This window comes from Gilliamella intestini, assembly GCF_900094935.1.
Lineage (GTDB): Bacteria > Pseudomonadota > Gammaproteobacteria > Enterobacterales > Orbaceae > Gilliamella > Gilliamella intestini.
Genome location: NZ_FMBA01000036.1, coordinates 1 through 21252 on the forward strand (window position 1 = coordinate 1; position 21252 = coordinate 21252).

At 34.0% G+C, this 21252-nt stretch carries 15 protein-coding genes, 3 tRNA genes, 1 rRNA gene and 1 pseudogene; 5 read left to right on the forward strand and 15 right to left on the reverse strand.

Going from position 1 to position 21252, the window contains the following annotated elements:
• Window positions 1-801: 801 nt before the first annotated feature.
• Window positions 802-2340 (reverse strand): murein biosynthesis integral membrane protein MurJ, encoded by a 1539-nt coding sequence (gene murJ, locus GA0061080_RS09005; protein WP_091124412.1) that lies wholly within the window; start codon window positions 2338-2340, stop codon window positions 802-804.
• A gap of 375 nt (window positions 2341-2715) precedes the next feature.
• On the opposite strand from murJ, the gene GA0061080_RS09010 reads away from it, so the two are divergent.
• Both GA0061080_RS09010 and pepT read left to right on the forward strand, forming a co-directional pair.
• Entirely contained in the window at window positions 2716-4275 is a 1560-nt protein-coding gene (locus tag GA0061080_RS09010) for an AbgT family transporter (RefSeq protein WP_091124416.1), read from the forward strand.
• Window positions 4276-4294: 19 nt separating this feature from the next.
• A complete protein-coding gene (pepT, locus tag GA0061080_RS09015; RefSeq protein ID WP_091124420.1) occupies window positions 4295-5527 on the forward strand; it encodes a peptidase T in 1233 nt (410 codons plus the stop codon).
• 49 nt (window positions 5528-5576) lie between these two features.
• On the opposite strand, the gene GA0061080_RS09020 is transcribed toward pepT, so the two are convergent.
• The 10 genes and pseudogenes from GA0061080_RS09020 to znuA form a co-directional block, all read right to left on the reverse strand.
• The gene (locus tag GA0061080_RS09020) at window positions 5577-7031 is read right to left on the reverse strand and encodes a TonB-dependent receptor (protein ID WP_091124425.1); all 1455 of its coding nucleotides are present in this window, start codon (window positions 7029-7031) and stop codon (window positions 5577-5579) included.
• 31 nt (window positions 7032-7062) lie between these two features.
• Window positions 7063-7698 carry a TonB-dependent receptor plug domain-containing protein gene (locus GA0061080_RS09025; protein ID WP_091124429.1) on the reverse strand — a complete coding sequence of 212 codons (636 nt, stop codon included), beginning with the start codon at window positions 7696-7698 and terminating at the stop codon, window positions 7063-7065.
• A 293-nt stretch (window positions 7699-7991) separates the two neighbouring features.
• Window positions 7992-8067 (reverse strand) — tRNA-Lys (locus tag GA0061080_RS09030).
• A 126-nt stretch (window positions 8068-8193) separates the two neighbouring features.
• Window positions 8194-8931, reverse strand: a complete 738-nt coding sequence (ybgF, locus tag GA0061080_RS09035; protein ID WP_081300095.1) for a tol-pal system protein YbgF — start codon at window positions 8929-8931, stop codon at window positions 8194-8196.
• Between the two features lie 64 nt (window positions 8932-8995).
• Entirely contained in the window at window positions 8996-9475 is a 480-nt protein-coding gene (pal, locus tag GA0061080_RS09040) for a peptidoglycan-associated lipoprotein Pal (protein WP_065635628.1), read from the reverse strand.
• A 124-nt stretch (window positions 9476-9599) separates the two neighbouring features.
• Window positions 9600-10895: a Tol-Pal system beta propeller repeat protein TolB gene (gene tolB, locus GA0061080_RS09045; RefSeq protein ID WP_439330225.1), complete on the reverse strand. Its 1296-nt coding sequence runs from the start codon at window positions 10893-10895 to the stop codon at window positions 9600-9602.
• A gap of 414 nt (window positions 10896-11309) precedes the next feature.
• Window positions 11310-12119 carry a bifunctional DNA-formamidopyrimidine glycosylase/DNA-(apurinic or apyrimidinic site) lyase gene (gene mutM, locus GA0061080_RS09050; RefSeq protein ID WP_091124437.1) on the reverse strand — a complete coding sequence of 270 codons (810 nt, stop codon included), beginning with the start codon at window positions 12117-12119 and terminating at the stop codon, window positions 11310-11312.
• A gap of 10 nt (window positions 12120-12129) precedes the next feature.
• A pseudogene (gene mrcB, locus GA0061080_RS09055) lies at window positions 12130-14433 on the reverse strand (bifunctional glycosyl transferase/transpeptidase); the annotation flags it as partial.
• A gap of 161 nt (window positions 14434-14594) precedes the next feature.
• Entirely contained in the window at window positions 14595-15950 is a 1356-nt protein-coding gene (gene mepM, locus GA0061080_RS09060; RefSeq protein WP_160407782.1) for a murein DD-endopeptidase MepM, read from the reverse strand.
• A gap of 28 nt (window positions 15951-15978) precedes the next feature.
• Complete coding sequence (gene znuA, locus GA0061080_RS09065) at window positions 15979-16923, reverse strand: zinc ABC transporter substrate-binding protein ZnuA (RefSeq protein WP_439330226.1); 945 nt, start codon at window positions 16921-16923, stop codon at window positions 15979-15981.
• 105 nt (window positions 16924-17028) lie between these two features.
• Here znuA and znuC point away from each other — a divergent pair, with 105 nt between their 5' ends.
• From znuC to GA0061080_RS09080, 3 genes are all read left to right on the forward strand, one after another.
• Window positions 17029-17811 (forward strand): zinc ABC transporter ATP-binding protein ZnuC, encoded by a 783-nt coding sequence (znuC, locus tag GA0061080_RS09070; protein WP_091124462.1) that lies wholly within the window; start codon window positions 17029-17031, stop codon window positions 17809-17811.
• Entirely contained in the window at window positions 17804-18604 is an 801-nt protein-coding gene (znuB, locus tag GA0061080_RS09075) for a zinc ABC transporter permease subunit ZnuB (protein ID WP_091124447.1), read from the forward strand. Before znuC ends, znuB begins: the two co-directional genes overlap by 8 nt.
• Window positions 18605-18727: 123 nt before the next feature.
• A complete protein-coding gene (locus GA0061080_RS09080) occupies window positions 18728-20251 on the forward strand; it encodes a YifB family Mg chelatase-like AAA ATPase (protein WP_091124451.1) in 1524 nt (507 codons plus the stop codon).
• Window positions 20252-20255: 4 nt separating this feature from the next.
• On the opposite strand, the gene GA0061080_RS09085 is transcribed toward GA0061080_RS09080, so the two are convergent.
• The 4 genes from GA0061080_RS09085 to rrf form a co-directional block, all read right to left on the reverse strand.
• Complete coding sequence (locus GA0061080_RS09085; RefSeq protein WP_091124455.1) at window positions 20256-20594, reverse strand: MaoP family protein; 339 nt, start codon at window positions 20592-20594, stop codon at window positions 20256-20258.
• A 134-nt stretch (window positions 20595-20728) separates the two neighbouring features.
• Window positions 20729-20804: transfer RNA gene (locus GA0061080_RS09090), tRNA-Trp, on the reverse strand.
• Between the two features lie 8 nt (window positions 20805-20812).
• Window positions 20813-20889: transfer RNA gene (locus GA0061080_RS09095), tRNA-Asp, on the reverse strand.
• A gap of 32 nt (window positions 20890-20921) precedes the next feature.
• Window positions 20922-21037: ribosomal RNA gene (gene rrf / locus GA0061080_RS09100) — 5S ribosomal RNA — on the reverse strand.
• Window positions 21038-21252: the final 215 nt, after the last annotated feature.

The window sequence follows — 21252 nt, forward strand, 5'->3', positions numbered from 1 at the left end:
ACCATTTGGTGTTTAAAATCATCTGTGAATGTTCGTCTTTTGCGTTTAATCTTATTCATATTTGTTCCTTTTTTAGTTGTGATAAGTTTACCTTACCCCTTAAAAAAGTTGTATGAATTAGTGTAGCCGATCCAGAGCCGTTCTGATTGAATTTTATTAAAGGTTTTTTTTAGACAAAAATAGCTCAAGCAGTATTGCGCCAATATACAAAAACTCTTGAAAGCAACTAGAGGTAATATCAAAAGCATTAGCAATTAACCAATATCCTTTAATTAAGATAAAACAAATAAACGTTGAAAATAAAATGAAGTGAATATTTGGGCTATTAGTTGCTGTAATTGCAAATGACTGTTTGCTTTTTATAAAGTATCTTTTGAAGAAATTTGTTAAATAGTAAATTAATAAGCTATATAGCAAGACAAAAGATTGCTGTTGAGATAACGATTATTATTGGGAAAATAGGTATCTCGTAGAAATAAATAATGATGCTTTGTTGAATAAATGCAGCAATTATCTAAAATATTATCATCATAAAAATCAAGATTATTATATTGATTTTATTAATAATATGAATATTGGCATAATGAAGAGTAATCGACAACATCCCAAAAATCCGTAATAGTAATACTCAAATGTGAAACACATCGAAAAAAACAACTCAATAAAAAATAAACTACACTACCTATAATAGGTAGTGTAAAGAAAGAAACGTTATTCATCCTATATCATTATTAGTTTTATAATTAAATTTTGATTTTATATTTTTTTAAAAATAAAATTGATATTTATTCGTTTTTATTATTAATCAATTCGTTTAATAAAGTGTTTTATCTTAAATCCCATAGCAATCAATGACATAAAATAGATAACAATGCCAACTACAACCAATAAAAATAATCGTCCAATACGAGCCAACATGGAACCTGTTGACCAATCAGGTAATAATTGTGAACCGAACCATAATGCAACAGACATTAAAATTACCGCTATAATGATTTTGATTAAAAAACTATGCCAACCTGGCTGAGGTTGATAAAGTTGTTTTTTACGCAACTGCCAATACAATAACCCAGCATTAAAGCAGGCGGCTAAGCCGATGGATAATGATAAGCCAGCGTGTTGTAATGGACCAATAAAAGCAAGGTTCATTAGCTGTGTTAAAATTAGTGTAATAATGGCAATTTTGACGGGCGTTTTTATGTCCTGACGTGAGTAAAAGGCCGGTGCTAAGACTTTAATCAATATCAATCCAAGTAGCCCTATAGAGTAAGCAACTAATGCTCGCTGTGTCATTAAGGTGTCATTTAATGTAAATTGCCCATATTCAAATAGTGTTGATATTAATGGTCGCGAAATTACCCCTAATGCAATCGTGCTTGGTAAAGCCAATAAAAAGCAGAGGCGTAATCCCCAATCTAATAATTCTGAATATTGCTTGTGATCGCCTTTTGAAAAGCTTTTGGCTAACGATGGCAATAAAATAGTGCCCAGTGCCACACCTAGCACACCCGCTGGGAATTCCATTAATCGGTCGGCATAATACATCCAAGAAACCGATCCAGAAACAAGAAACGAGGCAAAAATTGTGTTAATAATTAAAGATATTTGTCCTACCGATACCCCTAAAATTGCAGGCCCCATCTGTTTTAATACTCGCCAAACACCGCTATCTTTTAAACTTATACGAGGCAGTACTAACATGCCAATCTTTTTTAAATAAGGTAGTTGATAGAGTAATTGCAAAATGCCACCAACACCTACCGATACCGCCAGTGCTAATACTGGTGGATTGAAGTAAGGCGTAAGAAAGAGTGTGAATATAATCATGCTGATATTCAGCAAGGTTGGTACAAATGCGGGGACTGAAAACCGATTCCAAGTATTTAATATCGCCCCAACCAATGAAGCTAGCGATATAAAAAAGATGTAAGGAAAGGTTATGCGCAGCATGGTGGTTGCCAGTTCAAACTTTTCAGTTGATTCTTGCATAAACCCTGGGGCAGTGAGCATGATAATAAAAGGTGCTGTGACAACACCAATTAAGGTGACAATTGCTAATACTAAGGTTAATAAACCCGCAATATAGGCAACAAATGTGCGAGTTGCTTCAATGCCTTGTTGGTTTTTATATTCGGCTAAAATTGGCACAAATGCTTGCGAAAATGCCCCTTCGGCAAAAATACGCCGTAGTAAGTTAGGAAGCTTAAAAGCAACAAAAAATGCATCAGTTGCCATACCTGCGCCAAAAAAACGTGCAATAATGGCGTCACGCACAAAACCTAATACACGTGAAACCATCGTCATTGAACTTACCGTGGCTAAAGATTTTAAAAGATTCATATCTGATTTATATACTATGTATACAACCTAAAAGTGATAATGGAGCATAGTCTACAAACTATTACTTTAAATCACCATGGTTTTTTAATAAACTTAACTTTTAAACACGAACAATCGCTGAATGTTACCTGCCAATTCACCACAATTTTTATAAAACTAACCTGTTATAAATGTCCATTTTAATAGCTGTTAAATAATATATAAAGTAAGTAAACAGTATATTGGTATTGAGTTTGAAATTATGTGGGCAATAACAATGTGAAAAAGTTTATATAAATATATAGTTAAGTATAAAATAGAGTTAATGATGTTATTTACCTATGCAATAAAGATGTGTTAAATTAACAATCCGAATAATATTTAATCTCATTTTTTATGAATCAAACAACTAACACATCACCAATGAAAACAGGTGGCTTTTTAAATACTATTGAACGAATTGGAAACAAAATTCCTGATGTCACAACATTGTTTTTCTATGCTTTAGTTATCTGTTTTGTTGCCTCTTTATTACTTTCTTTTGTGGACTTCAATTACATTAATCCAGTCAAGCAAAACAAGCTTGTTGTCGTCAATATGCTAGCGCCTAAGAATTTAGTCACTTTTTTTACTAAAATGGTACCTAATTTTGTTACCTTTCCACCACTTGGCATTACAATCGTTGCAACATTAGGTATTGGTATTGCTGAAAGTAGTGGTTACATTCATGTGCTACTTAAGAAGTTATTGGCTGTTACACCTAAAAAATTAGTCACACCATCGGTTATTTTTGTTAGTATGGTTTGTCATATTGCTGCTGATTCGGCTTATGTGATTTTAATGCCTGTATCTGCTATGATGTTTTATGCAACAGGCCGCCACCCGCTAGCAGGGATTGCTGCTTCGTTTGCGGGGTTAGCTGGTGGGTTTAGTTCAAGTTATACACCGTCAATTATCGATCCTATTATGCAAGGTTTTACTCAAAGTGCTGCACAAATTATCGATCCTTCTTATCAAGTTAACGTACTTTGTAATTACTTTTTGAGCTTTGGTGGTACCTTTTTTGTTTTACTTGCTTGCTGGTTTGTTACTGATAAAATTGTCGAGCCCCGTTTACAGGCGACCATGCCTATAAATAATGATCTAACATCAGATAATATTTCTAATTCTCCTGAAATTACACCTATTGAAAACCGTGCATTTAAGGTCGCTTCAATTGTTTTTTTAGCTATTGCGATTGGTTTAGTTTTATTCTTATTACCTGAAAACTCTTTATTGCGGGCTCCTGATGGAAGTATGACAAGTAATAAAGCACCTATTATGCAAATCATTGTGCCATTATTATTTGTGTTTTTTGCGATTCCTGGCTTAATATATGGCTTTATTACTGGTGCTTTTAAATCGTCCCGTGATATTGTAAAAGCAATGGAAAACATTACTAAATCTCTTATTCCATTTATTGTTTTTGCTTTCTTTTGTGCACAATTTTTATATGTCTTTTCTCACTCACAAATTGGAACATTAATTGCGATTGGTGGGGCTGAGTTTTTAAAAGCATTGCATTTACCTTCAGTCGTGACAATCTTTGGGGTGATAATTTTAACAAGTATGTTAAATGTATTAATTACTTCTGCATCGTCTAAGTGGGCTATTTTAGCACCGATTTTTGTACCAATGCTTATGTCTGTTGGTATCTCACCTGAATTAACCCAAGCAGCTTACCGTATCAGCTCAGCGGTTAATGTCAGTACTCCTATGTTTGCTTTTTATCCTTTGATTATTGCTTATTGCCAACAATACTGCAAAAATACCGGAGTAGGAACATTAAGTTCGATGATGATCCCTTATACCGCAGCACTACTCATTGCATTAACAATAAACTTGCTACTCTTTTGGTTCCTAGGTCTACCAATTGGTTTTGACAGTGGTTATGTTTATCCACCAGCAAGTAATTAGTACCATAAGGATTGAAAATATGATGAATATTAAAGAACAATTAGTTGAGCGTTTTTTACGTTATGTCAGTATACCAAGCCAAAGTACTTTTGGCTGCGTGCATGTGCCTTCTACGCCTGGGCAAACTGAATTAGCCAAGCAACTTCAACAAGAATTGATCGCACTTAATTTACAAGATGTTCACCTTGATGAGCACAGCATTGTTACAGCAAAATTACCAGGCAATAATCCTAATGCACCAAAAATTGGTTATGTTGCTCATCTTGATACTGTCGATGTTGCTTTATCAGATAAAATCAATCCGCAACGCGTTACTTTTACAGGGCAAGATATTCTTTTAAATAAAGAGAAGAATATTTGGTTTAAAGTTGATGAACACCCTGAGCTGAATAAATATCTGAATGATGAATTGATTGTAACAGACGGTACTAGTGTACTTGGTGCAGATAATAAAGCGGCTATTGCTGTCGTGATGACTATGTTAGATCAGTTACAACAACAAAATTGTTCTCATGGTGATATCTATGTGGCTTTTGTTCCAGATGAAGAAGTCGGCTTAAATGGTGCTAAAAAACTTGATTTAAATCGTTTTAAACCTGATTTTGCTTATACTATTGATTGTTGTGAACTGGGTGAGATTGTGTATGAAACGTTTAATGCTGGTTCTGTCACTATTGAGATTGCAGGTGTTTCTGCTCATCCAATGTCTGCTAAAAATGTGTTAATCAATCCTATTCGAGTTGCTAATGATATTATCAACTGTTTTGATAGCTTTGAAACGCCTGAACATACTGAGGGTAAAGAAGGTTATTTTTGGTTTAATGATATCGTGGGTAATCAAAGCACAACAACATTAAAAATGAGTATTCGTGATTTTGATTTAGCTAAATATGAATCGCGTAAAGCTTATATTCAAAAAGTCATCGATCTTATCAGTCTTAAGTATCCAAGAGCTAAAATTGAATGTAAAATAACCGATACTTATAGCAATATCGCTAATTATTTAGGTGATGACCGTCGCTGTATTGATTTAATTTATCAATCATTTGAACTTCTTGATATTCAACCAAAAACTATTGCGATGCGTGGTGGAACAGATGGTTCAGCTCTTTCAGCAAGAGGACTTACAACACCCAATTACTTTACAGGGGCTCATAACTTCCATTCTTGCTTTGAATTTTTACCATTATCATCATTTCTGAAATCATTTGAAGTTACGATGAAAATTATTGAGCTTTCGGCTAAAGGTTAATAATATTTTTGAAAGTAAGAGGGAGGCAACTCCCTCTTCTTATTTTTGACTATAACTTATAACTTGCCGTCAACAAAAAGGTTCTTGGTGTGCCCGGCATGCTATTTGAACGCCAATATTCTTTTCCTAATAAATTAGTTAATGATAGCGTTATATCATAAGATTTTGTTTGATAACCAACCGCACTATTCCAAACAGCATATCCAGAACGTTTATGTTGATTTTTATCATCACTATACGTTGAACCTTTATAATTGATTTCTAATTCTGTAAACCAATTTTCATAAGGTAAGTAACGGACACTTAAATAACCGCTATTTTTGGCTGTATTAGATAAATATTTTCCTTTATTAGCGGGTACTTTTTTATCTTTATGAACTTTAGCTTGTTGATAACCAATGCCGCTGTTGATATACCATTTTGGCATCAACTCACCAATAACACTTAATTCAATACCTTGACTGCGATCACTTCCTCTGACCTGCCAATTATAAGGATCGTTAACTGAATCAGTTTGATAGCGAACATTGTATAATTCAAGATCATAAACAGCAATTTGCGAAGAAAACTTATCATTTAACCAATCGCTTTTGATACCAACCTCATATTGTCGTGAATATTGAGGTTTATTGTCATAGACTGTTTTTGAGTCTGTAGAAAGTGTAATAAGTCCTCGTCCACCATAAGGAGAAAAATTGTTACTATAAGAAGCATAGATACTTTGTGACTCTATAGGTTGCCAAATTAAACCTATCCTAGGGCTTAACGAGTGGCCATCGTAAGATCGGTGTTGATGTTTTAACCTATCATTTGATGCAAATTTATAATTATCGTAACGTAACCCAGTTAACATTTTCCATTGGTTTGTAAAACTGATTAAATCTTGCCAATAAAGTCCTTGGGATGTCGCTTTGTGATTAGTTTTAGTATTTAATTTATTATAATGTGGTTTTGTAGTGTGCCAATGGGGGTGAAATGGATCAACCAATTCAGGATAGGCACTAGTCAAAGCTAATCTTGGTTGACGTTTTTCTATGTTATATTCAATACCGACTAACATATCATGAGTAATGCTTGCTGTATTAAATTTACCTATTAAGTCAATTGTATTACTATAAGTTATGTTGGCGGTTTCTTGCCAAGCACGTCTAAATTGCAATTTGCCTTGGTAATTGCATGCTTTGCCATTGCTCAGTTTAACATTCAAATCACAATAACTACCACCATAAATATGATCAAAGTTTTGACTAGCTTTACGGTATAAATTGGTCAGTTTAATTGACCAGTCATAATTAAATTCAAACCCCATGACTGAACGTAATGATTTAAAATTATCTTTTACATAGTCATCAGGGTGAGCATATGCCGTTTTTAATGATACACCTTTAGGTAATTCATAATAAGCTGGCGCTCTATCTGGTCTACGCCATAAATTATCATGGGTATATTGCACTAACCAATTAAATCCATCCAAATTATCATAAAGTATACTTGGCGAAATCATTATATCTCTTTGTTTTATTCCTTTGCGAAAACTACGATCTGATTGATGATTGATGATCAATCGTCATACGCATCGCAAGTTTGTCATGTAAAATATGATTGATATCAAGCATACCGCCATATTTATCCCACGAACCACTTCGTAAACTTAACGTTGTTGGTGAGTCAAAATTAGCTTGTTTACTAATCATATTAATGATTCCTCCACCTGAACCTCGACCATAAAGCACCGATGCAAGACCTTTTAATATTTCAATGCGTTCGATATTTGCTGTGCTTTGCCTAACCTGTCCACTTGCGCGAACACCATCACGATAGATATCTCCAGAACTAGCAGAAAAACCACGAATTTTTATACCTTCATCACGCATATCATAGGTCGCATCGACTCCGGGTATTTTGTTGACTATTACACTAAGATCATTTTTTCCGTATGTTTTTTCTTGTTCAAGATTAACAGAATTAATGGTTTGCGGAATATCTTTAATATTAAAAGGCATTTTAGTTGCTGTTGATGATTTTTTTATTCGTTGATCATTATTGTCCTTAATTGTTGCAACAACCTTCATAGTTTCAATATTAGTGTCATCTTTTTCTTCTTGTGCGAAAGTAACAAAAGGGACTGTACTTAATAAACCCAGTATGGTTAATTGATTAACTAATTTCATTGTTTATCCTATTATCTTTTGCTGTGTTTTATTAATTTTATGTAACACGCATGATAATAGTTATCATTTTCATTGACAACCTATTTTATATTTTTTAATCATTTTTACTTAATGCTTTTTATACTTTATTGATAATTTTATTATTTATGAAAAGTTGACGTAATTAATAAAAGATGAATAAATTATGAGAAATGAATTATGTATAACGCTTTGATTGTTAATAGATCGAGAATTGAGTATTTTAAAATTTAGCTGATTTGCTTAGGAATAATATAAATAGATAGTATAAATAATGGTGGGTCGTGAGCGATTCGAACGCTCGACCAACGGATTAAAAGTCCGCTGCTCTACCGACTGAGCTAACGACCCATTTGATAAATATCACTTTAGATTGGATACTACAAGTGACTACGGGGTGGTATGATACTTATAATTATAACGCTACGCAACCCTTTTTATTACTATTCTTACACGATAGTTGGTTATTTATACACTTTATTTTAAAGATGCTAATTTTTTCTTAGCACGATCAACTATACTCTTATCTTTTGGATATTTATTTACCACTTGTTGAAAAACTGTTTTAGCTTTCTTGGAGTCGCCTTTATCAAGTAAGATTAACCCTATTTTATAAAGACTATCTGCAGCTTTAGGAGAAGATGGGAAATTTTTTACTACAGTGGCATAATAAAATGAAGCGTCGTCTTTTTTACTTTGTTTATATAAAAGTTGACCAAGCCAATAATTAACGTTGGCTCGATACCTAGACTTTGGATAAGCCTGCAGATACTTTTGAAATGCGGCGATCGACTCACTATTTTGTTGAGCCTCATTAACAAACTGTATTATAAAATTGTAATCAACTTTTTCATCTCCTGAAGCTCTCCAATCTGACAAATTTGATGAAGAGGTTGGCGAATCAAGATTTATAGATTGAGATGAATTATCTTGTTGGGAATCAGAACTAGGATTTGGTGAAAATCCAGAACTATTACCAATTTGTTGGAAAATCATTTTTTGACGTTCAATTACTTGATTAAGTTGATATTTTGTTTCTTCTAACTGACCACGAAGCGTATCTACATCAGCTTGTAAATCGCTAATTTTCTGTTGATTTTCAATCAATAATTGACCTTGAGCTTGAACTGTTCTATCTACATCAGAACTACCTGCAGAACAGCCATAACCAGTGAACAAAACAAATAAGAACAATGTGAGTGTTTTTTTATGCATTTTTTAAACTCGCGATGAACTCAGAATAAATAACGGCTGAATAATCAGCCGTTATAAGATACAATTAATAACCAACATAGGTTACAACAGCACGACGATTTTTAGCATAAGATGCTTCATCATGACCTAACACAGCCGGCTTTTCTTTACCGTAAGAAACGATTTCCATTTGACTTGCTGAAGCTCCATTACCTTGTAGGTATGATTTAACAGCTGCCGCACGACGTTCACCTAATGCAATGTTATACTCTGGGGTTCCACGTTCATCGGCATGGCCTTCAATAACAACTTTTATATTAGTTGAGCGAATAAATACAGCGTGTGCATTTAACAAAGTTTCATATTCAGATTTAACATTGTATTTATCAAAATCAAAATATACTGTATTGATTTGTTCTAATTTTTGAAGTTGTTCTAAAGCTTCTTTTGATAAAGCACCATTTAAATTTCCACCCGTGTTGTGACTTTTATTAGATGAACAAGCTGTTATAGCGATTAAAGGTAAAGTAACCGCAGCTACTTTAAGAAATTTAGAAAATTGCATTGTATAAACTCCTTTTGTTTAAATAAATTATTATTTATATATAACCGGCCTAATAAGATTAGAGGTATATATTATAACGACCTTAAATTTTACACAATTTTAATATTGTTTTTTCGAATCATTCTTATAAATATGGTGACCAAGCAGGGAATTTTACTTGCCCATCTGTTGCTGGTAACCTTGCTTTGAAATTACCATCAGTAGACACCAGATTTAAAATTGTACCTAACCCTTGCGATGAACTATAAATGATCATTGTACCATTTGGTGCAATACTTGGAGTTTCATCTAGAAAAGTATCAGTTAAACGTTGATAGGTTTTTGTATCCATATCATACCGAGTAATATGTTGCTCACCATTATTAGTTGAAATCATAGCAATAAAAGAACCATCTGGTGACACCCTTGCATTCTGATTTTGCGTATTATCCCACGTTATTCTTTGCGATTGACCTGTATTAATATTGATACTGTATAACTGAGGGCGGCCCGCTTGGTCAGAAGTGTAAACAATAGTTTGATTATCAGGCATCCAAGAAGGTTCAGTATCATTACTACGGCTTGAAGTAATTTGAGTAATTTTTTTACTGCTTAAATCCATCATATATAAATTTAAGCTACCACTTTTAGATAAAGCAAATGCCAATTTACTACCATCTGGGGAAAACGCCGGTGCGCCATTGTGTTGAGGGAAAGAAGCTATTGTTTGAACAGCACCACTGTCCAATGTTTTTAAAACTAACGAAGAATGACCACCCTCAAAAGTTACATAAGCAATTTTTTTACCATCTGGCGACCATGTAGGCGACATTAAAGGTTCTTTAGAACGATGAACAGTAATTTGATCATATCCATCATAATCAGATACTCTTAATTCGTGAGAAAAAGGTCCTTTAGTAGTTTTAACAACATAAGCAATTCTCGTTCTAAATGCTCCCTTAATACCTGTTAATGATTCAAAGATCTCATCGCTTGCAGTATGAGCAGCATAACGAACCCAACGTTTTTCAATAGAAAATTGATTTTGTGATAAAACTGCACCAGGTCGATTAACTATATCTACTAATTGATAATTTATAAGATATTTTCCAGAAGCATCGGGCTGTATTGAGCCAACTACAACGGCAGAAACCCCAAGATTATTCCATACCGCAGGGGTAATTTCTGAAGCAGTTGTTGGTTTCTGAGGCATTTGATTAACGTCAATAGGATTGAACTTACCGCTATTACGCAAATCAGAAGCAATAATATCTTCAATAATTTGTGGAGCTTCTCCACCACCAGTCCATTTAAATGGGGCAACAGCGATTGGTTTAGCTGAACTCACACCATCAGTAATAATAATTCTGACCTCAGAATTAGCCATTGTGGTAAAAAATAAAATAAAGCAAGTTGTCAAAAAGCGAGAAGCGAATTTGATCATCTTAAATTCCTTAATAAAAGCAAGAAACATTGAGTTAAATTAAACATAAACCGATAAAAAACAGAAAATAAAACCTTTAAAAATTAATATATTGCCGTTAGCTAACTCCACATACTAAACTTTACAAAACATAAACAATTTTGTAGCAAGAAAGATAGCCGATATCTGGTAACAAGTCCATAGTCTTTAAAATAAAAAGATTTGTTTAATAATAATGGCTTTACTATATAAAATACTCAAAGTAATAATAAAAAATTATTCTATTGTGGATGCCTATACTAATCCTATTTAAATAAGGTTTAAAGAGTTTGAAAAGATATTTTTATACATGAAAAAAAGCGGATATATCAAAAAGTTTATAATTTTGATGGTGGCCATAAGGAGGTGAGAATTTTGGTTAAAAAGATGCCATTATTTTTGGCAATTTTCACAATAAAAAGTATTACGCTGTCCAATTTTTTGTGATTTTATTTCTGTACCACAAATCAGACATTGTTCACCTTCGCGTCCATAAACTTGTAACTCCTGTGCAAAATATCCAGGTTTACCATCAGACTGAAGAAAATCCTTTAGTGTTGTTCCGCCTTGTTCAATTGATTTGGTAAGAACTTGTTTAATGGAAGCAACCAATCTTTCAAATTCATTAAATTGTAAAGTGTTGACTTTACGATTAGGATTAATTTTAGCCATAAATAACGATTCAGAAGCGTAAATATTACCGACTCCAACCACAATATGGTTATCCATAATCCAGCTTTTAATGGGTACTTGACGATTTCGGGCTTTTTCGAATAGATATTCCGCTGAAAATTCATGGCTTAAAGGCTCTGGTCCCAAATGTTGTAATTGAGATATTTCACCTAATGAATTTGCCCAAAGCCAAGATCCAAAACGCCTAGGATCGGTATAACGTAATATGACGCCATTTCCTAAAACTAGATCGATATGATCGTGCTTCTCTGCTTTTTGGCGGTTTTGTAAAATACGCAAGCTACCTGACATTCCCAAATGAATCACAATCCAATTGTTAGATAGCTGTAATAATAAATATTTTGCACGGCGTTTTATATCTAAAATCACTTGTCCATGAGCATTACTTATAGCCCTATCAACCGGCCAGCGTAATTTAGATTGTCGAACAATAATTTTATCTATAGTTTGTCCCTTTAAATACGGTAAGATGCCTCGGCGACTTGTTTCAACTTCCGGTAATTCAGGCATATTATTCCCCCTAGTTATTTAATAGGTCTGTAACCCAAGTTGGAGCTTGCTGAGCAGGCACTGACTGCTTATTGCCAGTACATAAGCTCTGAGGATTAATCGTCCATACAGGTAAAGATCGAATGCCACTTCCATTACATTGCCACTGTCCATCACTATCAATAGGCACCATAAAAATATTTTGAGGCTGTGGCAATACTAATTTCTTTGGTGGGTTATTTTGTAAATATTCACTATAAATTTTTAGCGCTCCAGTTGCCCCTGTCAATTTCATTGGAGAATGATCATCTAAACCAATCCAAATAACAGCAACATTTTTACCGTCAATCCCTGTAAACCAGCTATCACGAGAATCATTACTTGTTCCTGTCTTAGCAGCTAAATTAAACGAACCGTATTTAGCTTTTAATGAACGAGATGTCCCCGAATTAACCACTTGTTGCATAGCATAAGTCGTTAAATAAGCCGATTGTTGAGATACTGCCTGAAGTTGTTGAGGATAGCTTTGATAAACTAACTCGCCTTTATCTGTCAACACATATCTTAAAATAGAAAGTGGAGAACGTTGACCATTATTAGCTATCGTTTGAAACATCTGCGCAGTTTCTAACGGTGTTAATTCTAAAGCACCAAGTAACCTTGATGGTAAATTAGGTATACGCTCTGCTGGTACGCCCAACGCTTGTAAAGTATTCTTTGTTGCATCAAGCCCCAATGCCATACCTAAATTAACAGTAGGTACATTGAGTGAAAGCGCTAGTGCGTCGACCAACATAACACGATCGCGAAATTTACGATCATAGTTTTTCGGTTCCCAATACCCCCCACCATCAAGCTTAATCGATAAAGGGTTATCGTTAAGCCAAGTATTAAGTTGGTAATGATCGGGCTGTCCAAGTGCGGTTAAATAAGTTGACGGTTTAGCTAATGAACCAATTGCTCGCTGAGTTAACCAAGCACGATTATAACCCGGATAACGCGGCTCTGCGCTACCAATAATAGCGCGAATTTCCCCAGTCTCGCGACTCACAATCACCATTGCTGTTTGTAATTCTTTATTGGTTGATGTACGTAGTTTCTCAATTTCATTAGTAACCGCTTGCTCTGCAGCAGATTGAGCCACAGGATCAAAGGTAGTAAAAATCTTCATACCAGACAAATGATCTGCTTTATCACCTAATTGTTTTCGAAGTTCACTGCGCACAACTTGCATAAATGCTGGTTGTGGTGAAATCACACCACCTTTAGGTAGAACTGTTAGTGGGCGCTGACTTAATAAAGTATACAGCTCATCGTCAATAATACCTTGCTGCTCAGCGAGTTTTAAAACCACATTACGACGTTCTATAACTTGTTGAGGTTGTGTCCAAGGATTATATAGCGAAGCTCCTTTTACCATACCAACCAGCACTGCTTGCTGATCCAATGTAAGTTCATTAACTGGACGACCAAAATAGTAAAGACTAGCTAATGGAAACCCATGGATCTCTTCACTACCCGCTTGTCCAAAATATACTTCATTTAAATAAAGTTCTAAAATACGCTCTTTGCTATAACGGCCATCCAAAATCAACGCCATATATGCCTCACGTATTTTTCGACTTAATCTACGTTCATTAGTTAGAAAAAGATTTTTTACCGTTTGCTGAGTTAATGTACTTCCACCTTCAGTACGACCTGTTGTTAAATTAACAAAAATCGCACGACCAATAGAATATAAACTTACGCCATGATGATCATAAAAACGTTTATCTTCCGTTGCGACTAATGTTTGTAATAATGAATCAGGAAACTCTTTTAATGGAACAAACAGCCGTTGTTCTCCATTTGGAGAATGCATCATAGTAATTAATTTAGGATCAATCTTAAGCAATCCAAAATCACGACCTGAATCTAGATTAGTAATACGATCAATACGATTTTCATAAAAAGTTATTCTAACTCTAAAAGCTTGCTCTTCACCATCAGGAAAAGTAAAAGGTCGACGATAAATTTCAACCGCATCATTTCTTACAATAAATTCGCCTGGACGAGTAGCTTTGGTATCTTGTTGACGATATTGTGCACCAACTAATATTGTTACCACATCATTTAGACTATATTCACTATCTGGTTCAAGATCAATAATTTGTCCATAAACTGCAGCCGGTAACTCCCAAACATTTCCGTCAATTCGTTCTTTGATTTGTTGATCAAGATAAATTCCATAAATAATTGTCACAGAGGCTAAGACAAGAAATAACTTAAATAGTAATGTCAAAAATCTTCGCAAGAGTGAAGTTTTTTTATTTTTTTTAGTCTTCTTTGAAGATCGCTTTTTGGCTGTTTTTGTTGATGTGTTCAAACTGCACCTAACACTTATTATTCAATAAAATTAACTTATGATACCATAATTTTTTTTGGGATACCTCGCCCTTATTTCTGTCAAAAAGTTTCAGGTAAGTACTCGCCTAAATATAAAATAAATACATAAAGTTAAAACTCTAGCTGTGAGCTAATACTTTTAACTTTTGACAAAAATACTTTTTTAGACTTGCCTGTTAACTCTTCTGAAATAGGTAAGCTTGCAGTTAAAGGATTCACTGGTTTATTATTAATATGTAATTCAAAGTGTAAATGTGGCCCGGTTGATCGCCCAGTATTTCCTGATAATCCGATTTTATCGCCTTGTTTAACTTGTTGGCCTGGTTTAACTAAAATTTTATCCAAGTGCATATAAGTTGTCATATATTGACGCCCATGACGGATAGCAATATAGTTGCCCGCTGAACCACTATACTTTGCAATTACTACTTCACCATTACCAACAGATAATACGGGAGTACCGCGTGATACAGCAAAATCAACACCATTATGTGGGGCTATTTGTCCTGTAACGGGATGCAAACGACGAGGGTTAAATCCAGAAGAAACACGTGCTTTTTTTTCTAAAGGATAACGAAAAAAGCCTTGAGATAAACTATTACCGTTGATGTCATAATATTTACCATCATCACCTAAAATAGCATAATAATCTTTGGTTCCATTTTTAAAACGAACACCTAACAACTGACTATTAGATAAGCTTTTACCATGCATTTCTCGTGTTAAAACAACTGAAAACTTATCGCCGATTTGTAATCGACGAAAATCTAAACGCCATTGCAAAGCGCGAGTTATAATAGCAATTTCATTACTTGTCAGCCCACTTTTGCGAGCATCAGCGACAAAACTAGATTTAATATCACCTTTTATAACAACATTTTGTGGTACAACTTCAGCTATTTCCGAACTTTCTATAAAGTTACCGTTTGATTTTTCATAAATTCGAATATTATTGCTTGATATTGTCCAACTGAAAGTTTTCAAATTATGATTATCATCAGTTGTCCAACTAACCTGTTGACCTATTCTTAAATTTGCAAGTTGCTTAAATTTTGTCGTTAGCTGATAAATATCATTTCGATTAACATTATAGCGAAGCAAGATATCATGCAAAGTATCACCACGCACTATTGTATATTGTACAGAGTTATCTTTACCATCAATAATATTATCTAATTCATCTGTAGCGATCTCATCTTCGGGAACATCTGATGATTCAGTAACAACAGGTGGCTTTCCATTTACTATCTCAACTTTTTCATCCCCATCAACAACCGAAGAATGATTCCTATCATTTACAGTAGTTTCAGCTTGAGGTGTTAAAGGAACATAAACTGTTCGATCCAAATTGAGAGGACGCCACAAAACAGAAAATAAGATAACGATGAAAAAAACCCCAAATATTGAAAAATAGGGAATTTTAAAATTATTTTTTTCAAAATCAGAGGATTTTATTTGTCTTGCCAAAATTAACCTTAACTATCTATTACTAAAACTAGTTTTTACCTAAACAATCCAACAGTTGCTGTGTTAATTTTGATAAAAATTGTGAATAGGCATCTTTGGAAAGAGCAATACCCGTTCCTAATGGATTCAATTCTCCAATTCGTACATCTGTTCCATTCACTAATTTTTCAATAACAGCAGGACTAAACTGTGTTTCTCGAAATACACATACAGCTTGGTGTTTTTTAAGTTCCTGCTGAATAGCATAAACTTTTTGAACACCAGGTTGAACCGCTGGGTTTATAGTAAAACTACCTAGATTTTTTAATCCAAACCGTGCCTCAAAATACCCATAAGCATCATGAAACACAAAATAGCCCCTATTTTGTACGGTAATTAGTTTTTTTGCAATGTTTTGTTCTGTTTCTGTAAGGTTAATGATGAATTCGTTTAGATTTTCATCAATTAATGTGCTTTTATCTGGATACAGTGTAACAAGCTTATCATGAATTGACTGTGCAATAATTTTAGCAATTTTAGGGGAAAGCCAAATATGTTCATCATATTCGCCATGGTGATCTTCATCTAACGCATCATGGTTTTGAAGATCTTCATGCTCATGAACATTATGACTAGTTTGAAGCCGTGCTTTAATTTCTGGTATTGCCATTAATTCAATTTGTTTTTCTTTATCAATACGTTTCAAAATTGCTGGCATAAAATTTTCCATATCTTCACCAACCCAAATTACAAGTTCCGCTGATTTAAGTTTAACCAAATCAGATGGTTTTAAAGAATAGGTATGTGGAGATGCACCATCAGGAAGTAAAACATCAGTATCTGCTACCCCTGAAGCGATTGCCTCAGTGATAAATCCTATTGGTTTTACAGACGAAATAACTTTTGCGTTAGCATAATTAATCAAGCTTTGAACAAATATTAATAAACCAAATATCATTAAAAAAGGGGGTAGTCGTTTACTATTTAGTAGAATATATTTTTTCACAACGTTATCCTATATTTATAAAGTATGATAAAATGGAGTTAATAATTGTTATAATATAACATAACAGATTTGTAGGCAAGGGTGCTTAGCATGATGACGTCATTAATTTCACTTAATAATGTTTCAGTAGAAATTAACCAACAAAAAATATTATATGATGTTTCATTATCACTTCATCTTAATCAAATTATTACAATACTAGGACCAAATGGCGCAGGTAAATCAACTCTCGTTAAAGTGATTTTAGGTTTAGTCCCATACACATCAGGCATAATAACTCGTACACCTAATTTAACAGTTGGTTATGTACCACAATCAATCAATTTAAATTCAGCTCTACCTATTACTGTAGAACGTTTTATGCGCCTAAATAGGCAATTAAACAACAAAGATATTCTCAACATATTATCAATGGTGAAAGCTGAGTATTTGATCAATAAATCGATGCATCAATTATCAGGAGGTGAATTACAACGAGTTTTACTAGCTCAAGCTCTAGCAAAACGACCTCAATTATTAATTCTTGATGAACCAACTCAAGGGGTGGATGTCAATGGACAAGTGTTATTATATGATTTAATTGTTGATGCCAAAAAACAGTTTAATTGCGGTGTTTTAATGGTTTCTCATGATCTTCATCTTGTAATGGCAAAAACGGATGAGGTAATTTGTCTAAATCATCACGTTTGTTGTTCCGGTACACCGGCTAATGTTTCTAATGCCCCTGAGTTTATTTCACTTTTTGGCAAACATAACGCATCACAAATCGCTATTTATAAGCATCATCACAATCATCTGCATGATTGCTGCAAACAGCCTATTGAAAAAAATAAACAAACTATTTTGTCTAATTATGGGGAAAAAATTAATGATTGAGTTACTATTGCCGTCTTTGTTAGCAGGATTATGTTTAACTAGTATAACTGGGCCTTTGGGTACTTTTGTTGTTTGGCGAAGAATGTCTTATTTCGGTGATACTTTATCACATGCAGCTTTGCTTGGGATCTCATTCGGCTTTTTACTAAATATCAATTTATTTTACGCTGTCATTTTTATCACAATTTTACTTGCTTTAGGATTGATTTGGTTAGAAGCACAAAAACAGCTTCCTATTGATACTTTACTTGGCATTTTAGCTCATAGTGCATTATCACTTGGATTAGTAGTAATTAGTTTAATGAAAAATATTCGTATTGATTTAATGGGATATCTATTTGGAGATCTTTTATCTGTAACATACTCAGATCTTTATCAAATTACTATTTGTGTCATACTCATTGGCGCTTTATTTTTTTGGAAATGGAATAACATTCTATTTATTACTGTGAGCGAAGAGTTAGCTTTTAGTCATGGCATTAATGTGCAGTTCACAAAATTGTTTTTAGTGTTATTATTAGCATTAACAATAGGCCTGTCAATGAAATTTGTTGGCGCGCTAATTATTACGTCTTTACTTATCATCCCTGCAGCAACAGCCAAATATTATTCAAAAACCCCTGAAGCAATGGTGTTAATTGCCATTATAATAGGTATGTTATCAATTATTTCGGGATTAATATTCTCATTTTTTTATGACACACCAACTGGTCCATCAATAGTATTAAGCAATACTTGTCTATTTTTTATATCATTATTTATTTCAAAAGTGATTTTACATAAACAACCCTAAAATTATTGCAAAATTAAATCATTTATTGTGTGATGTATCCCATTTATTAAATGGCTTAATACTTAGCTTAAGATCTTTCTAATATCATAATGGTGAAATACACTATATTAATGATTATAAATTATGTCACTTGCAATTATTTATACACGGGCATCTATTGGAATACAAGCTCCTTTAATAAACGTTGAAGTTCATATTAGCAATGGGATGCCAGGCTTTGTTTTAGTTGGTCTACCTGAAGCAACAGTTAAAGAATCTAAAGATCGAGTGAGAAGCGCTATTATTAATAGCGGTTTTACTTTTCCAGCTAAAAAAATAACAGTAAACTTATCTCCAGCAGATTTACCTAAAGAAGGAAGTCGCTTTGATTTACCAATAGCTATTGCCATTCTTGCCGCAACAGAACAAATTCCAACAGAAAATTTATCACATTATGAGTTTTTGGGGGAATTAGCGCTATCTGGAAATATTAGAGCGGTAAAGGGAGCAATTCCTGCAGCTATTTCTTCTAAAAAGAATAAACGTACCTTAATAATTTCAGCCGAAAACCAATCTGAAATTTCATTGATTCATAAAAATAACACATTGATTACCAACAACTTATCAGAGCTGTGTCAATATTTATATAAACAAATTGATTTACCGAGTGTACAATATCGTGAATATCAAGATGTTGATAATGATTTAGCCTGCCTACAAGATATAATCGGACAGGACCACGCCAAGAGAGCATTGGAAATAGCAGCGGCTGGTGGACACAATTTATTATTAATTGGACCTCCAGGAACAGGTAAAACAATGTTAGCTACTCGTTTAACATCTTTATTACCACAATTATCTGATGATGAAGCACTTGAAAGTGCAGCAATAACAAGTCTAGTTAGCCCAAATGGTTCAATCAAAAATTGGCGTAAAAGGCCTTTTAGATCGCCACACCATAGTGCATCAACTGCAGCACTAGTTGGTGGAGGAACCATACCTAAACCTGGAGAGATTTCACTAGCACATAATGGAATATTATTTTTAGATGAATTACCAGAGTTTAATCGAAAAGTATTAGACGCTTTGAGAGAGCCTATTGAATCTGGTGAAATTATCATTTCAAGAGCCAATGCAAAAATAAAGTTTCCCTCAAAGTTCCAGCTAATAGCAGCAATGAATCCAAGTCCAACAGGACATTATCAAGGAACTCATAATAGAACAACTCCACAACAGACTATTCGTTATTTAAATAGACTATCAGGTCCATTTCTTGATAGGTTTGATATTTCTATTGAAGTTCCATTATTACCCAAAGGAACATTAAGTCAAAAAACAATTTCAGCAGAATCAACTGAAACCGTAAAAAAGCGTGTTTTACAAGCAAGAAATATTCAATTTAAAAGAAATAATAAATTAAATAGTCAATTATGTGCAAAAGAGATTCAATGCTATTGTCAATTATCAGATGAAAATAGTGAATATTTAGAGCAAGCATTAATTAAATTGGGACTCTCTGCTAGGGCGTGGCATCGTATATTAAAAGTATCGCGTACAATTGCAGATTTAGATTCGTCAGAAAATATAGAACGAAAACATATTTCAGAAGCTTTAAGTTATCGTTCTATGGATAGATTACTAATTCAATTACACAAAAATATTGGTTAAAAAACTAGTCATCGGTATCAACAAAATCGTCAATTACATCAACTTGTGGTTTTCCGCCTGATAATGTATGAAACCGTTTTGGTTTATTTATACGAGAAAGATACTTCAGCCACGTTTTTTCAAAATCGGTAGATGGTTCTTTTTTGCCTTTACAAACGGCTAAAAATGATTTTTCTTCAGCAGTAGTAGGTTTTTTTACTTCTGTATCAAGATCTCTAAAAGCACAACCATATTTTTCTAAAATGAGTGCTTCTTTAATAGTGAAATCTCCATGACGAGAGAAACCTCTTGGATAATTTTTACTATCGAAAAACCGTTGTTGACTCACAAAACTATCAGTCATGTTTTATCCCCTTTAGTTGTAAAATTAGTTGGCGGGAATTATAATTAACTAAGTTATTCTGTAAACAAAATTCTTTTATTTATGTAAATAAAAGTAATTGAATGAACAAAATTAAATCAAATTAGTTATTTTTTTGGCAGGGGCGGAGAGTCTCGAACTCCCAACACCCGGTTTTGGAGACCGGTGCTCTACCAATTGAACTACGCCCCTAAATAAGGTGGCGGAACGGACGGGGTTCGAACCCGCGACCCCCTGCGTGACAGGCAGGTATTCTAACCAACTGAACTACCGCTCCACCGTATTTAGTGTGATTATATATATTTAAAAGTCTGGCGGCACCCTACTCTCACATGGGTAATACCCACACTACCATCGGCACTACGGCGTTTCACTTCTGAGTTCGGCATGGGGTCAGGTGGGACCACCGCGCTATTACCGCCAGACATATTCTTTTCTCTCTTACAATCAGTGTCCATTATCTCATATCTACACCAATCACTCAATCCGGAACAAACTGCTTTATCAATCTTTCTTCATTTATCAATGCTTTTCTATGCCATCAATAACTTCTGCGTAACCCAAAACAACTCCGAGTTGTAAGGTTAAGACTCTCGGTTCATTAGTATCAGTTAGCTCAATGTATCACTACACTTACACA

Bases quoted from the DNA above. Each gene is read 5' to 3' on its own strand.
- murJ (WP_091124412.1), bottom strand. From the start codon at position 2,340: ATGAATCTTTTAAAATCTTTAGCCACGGTAAGTTCAATGACGATGGTT.
- GA0061080_RS09010 (WP_091124416.1), top strand. From the start codon at position 2,716: ATGAATCAAACAACTAACACATCACCAATGAAAACAGGTGGCTTTTTA.
- pepT (WP_091124420.1), top strand. From the start codon at position 4,295: ATGATGAATATTAAAGAACAATTAGTTGAGCGTTTTTTACGTTATGTC.
- GA0061080_RS09020 (WP_091124425.1), bottom strand. From the start codon at position 7,031: ATGATTTCGCCAAGTATACTTTATGATAATTTGGATGGATTTAATTGG.
- GA0061080_RS09025 (WP_091124429.1), bottom strand. From the start codon at position 7,698: ATGAAATTAGTTAATCAATTAACCATACTGGGTTTATTAAGTACAGTC.
- ybgF (WP_081300095.1), bottom strand. From the start codon at position 8,931: ATGCATAAAAAAACACTCACATTGTTCTTATTTGTTTTGTTCACTGGT.
- pal (WP_065635628.1), bottom strand. From the start codon at position 9,475: ATGCAATTTTCTAAATTTCTTAAAGTAGCTGCGGTTACTTTACCTTTA.
- mutM (WP_091124437.1), bottom strand. From the start codon at position 12,119: ATGCCTGAATTACCGGAAGTTGAAACAAGTCGCCGAGGCATCTTACCG.
- znuC (WP_091124462.1), top strand. From the start codon at position 17,029: ATGACGTCATTAATTTCACTTAATAATGTTTCAGTAGAAATTAACCAA.
- znuB (WP_091124447.1), top strand. From the start codon at position 17,804: ATGATTGAGTTACTATTGCCGTCTTTGTTAGCAGGATTATGTTTAACT.
- GA0061080_RS09080 (WP_091124451.1), top strand. From the start codon at position 18,728: ATGTCACTTGCAATTATTTATACACGGGCATCTATTGGAATACAAGCT.
- GA0061080_RS09085 (WP_091124455.1), bottom strand. From the start codon at position 20,594: ATGACTGATAGTTTTGTGAGTCAACAACGGTTTTTCGATAGTAAAAAT.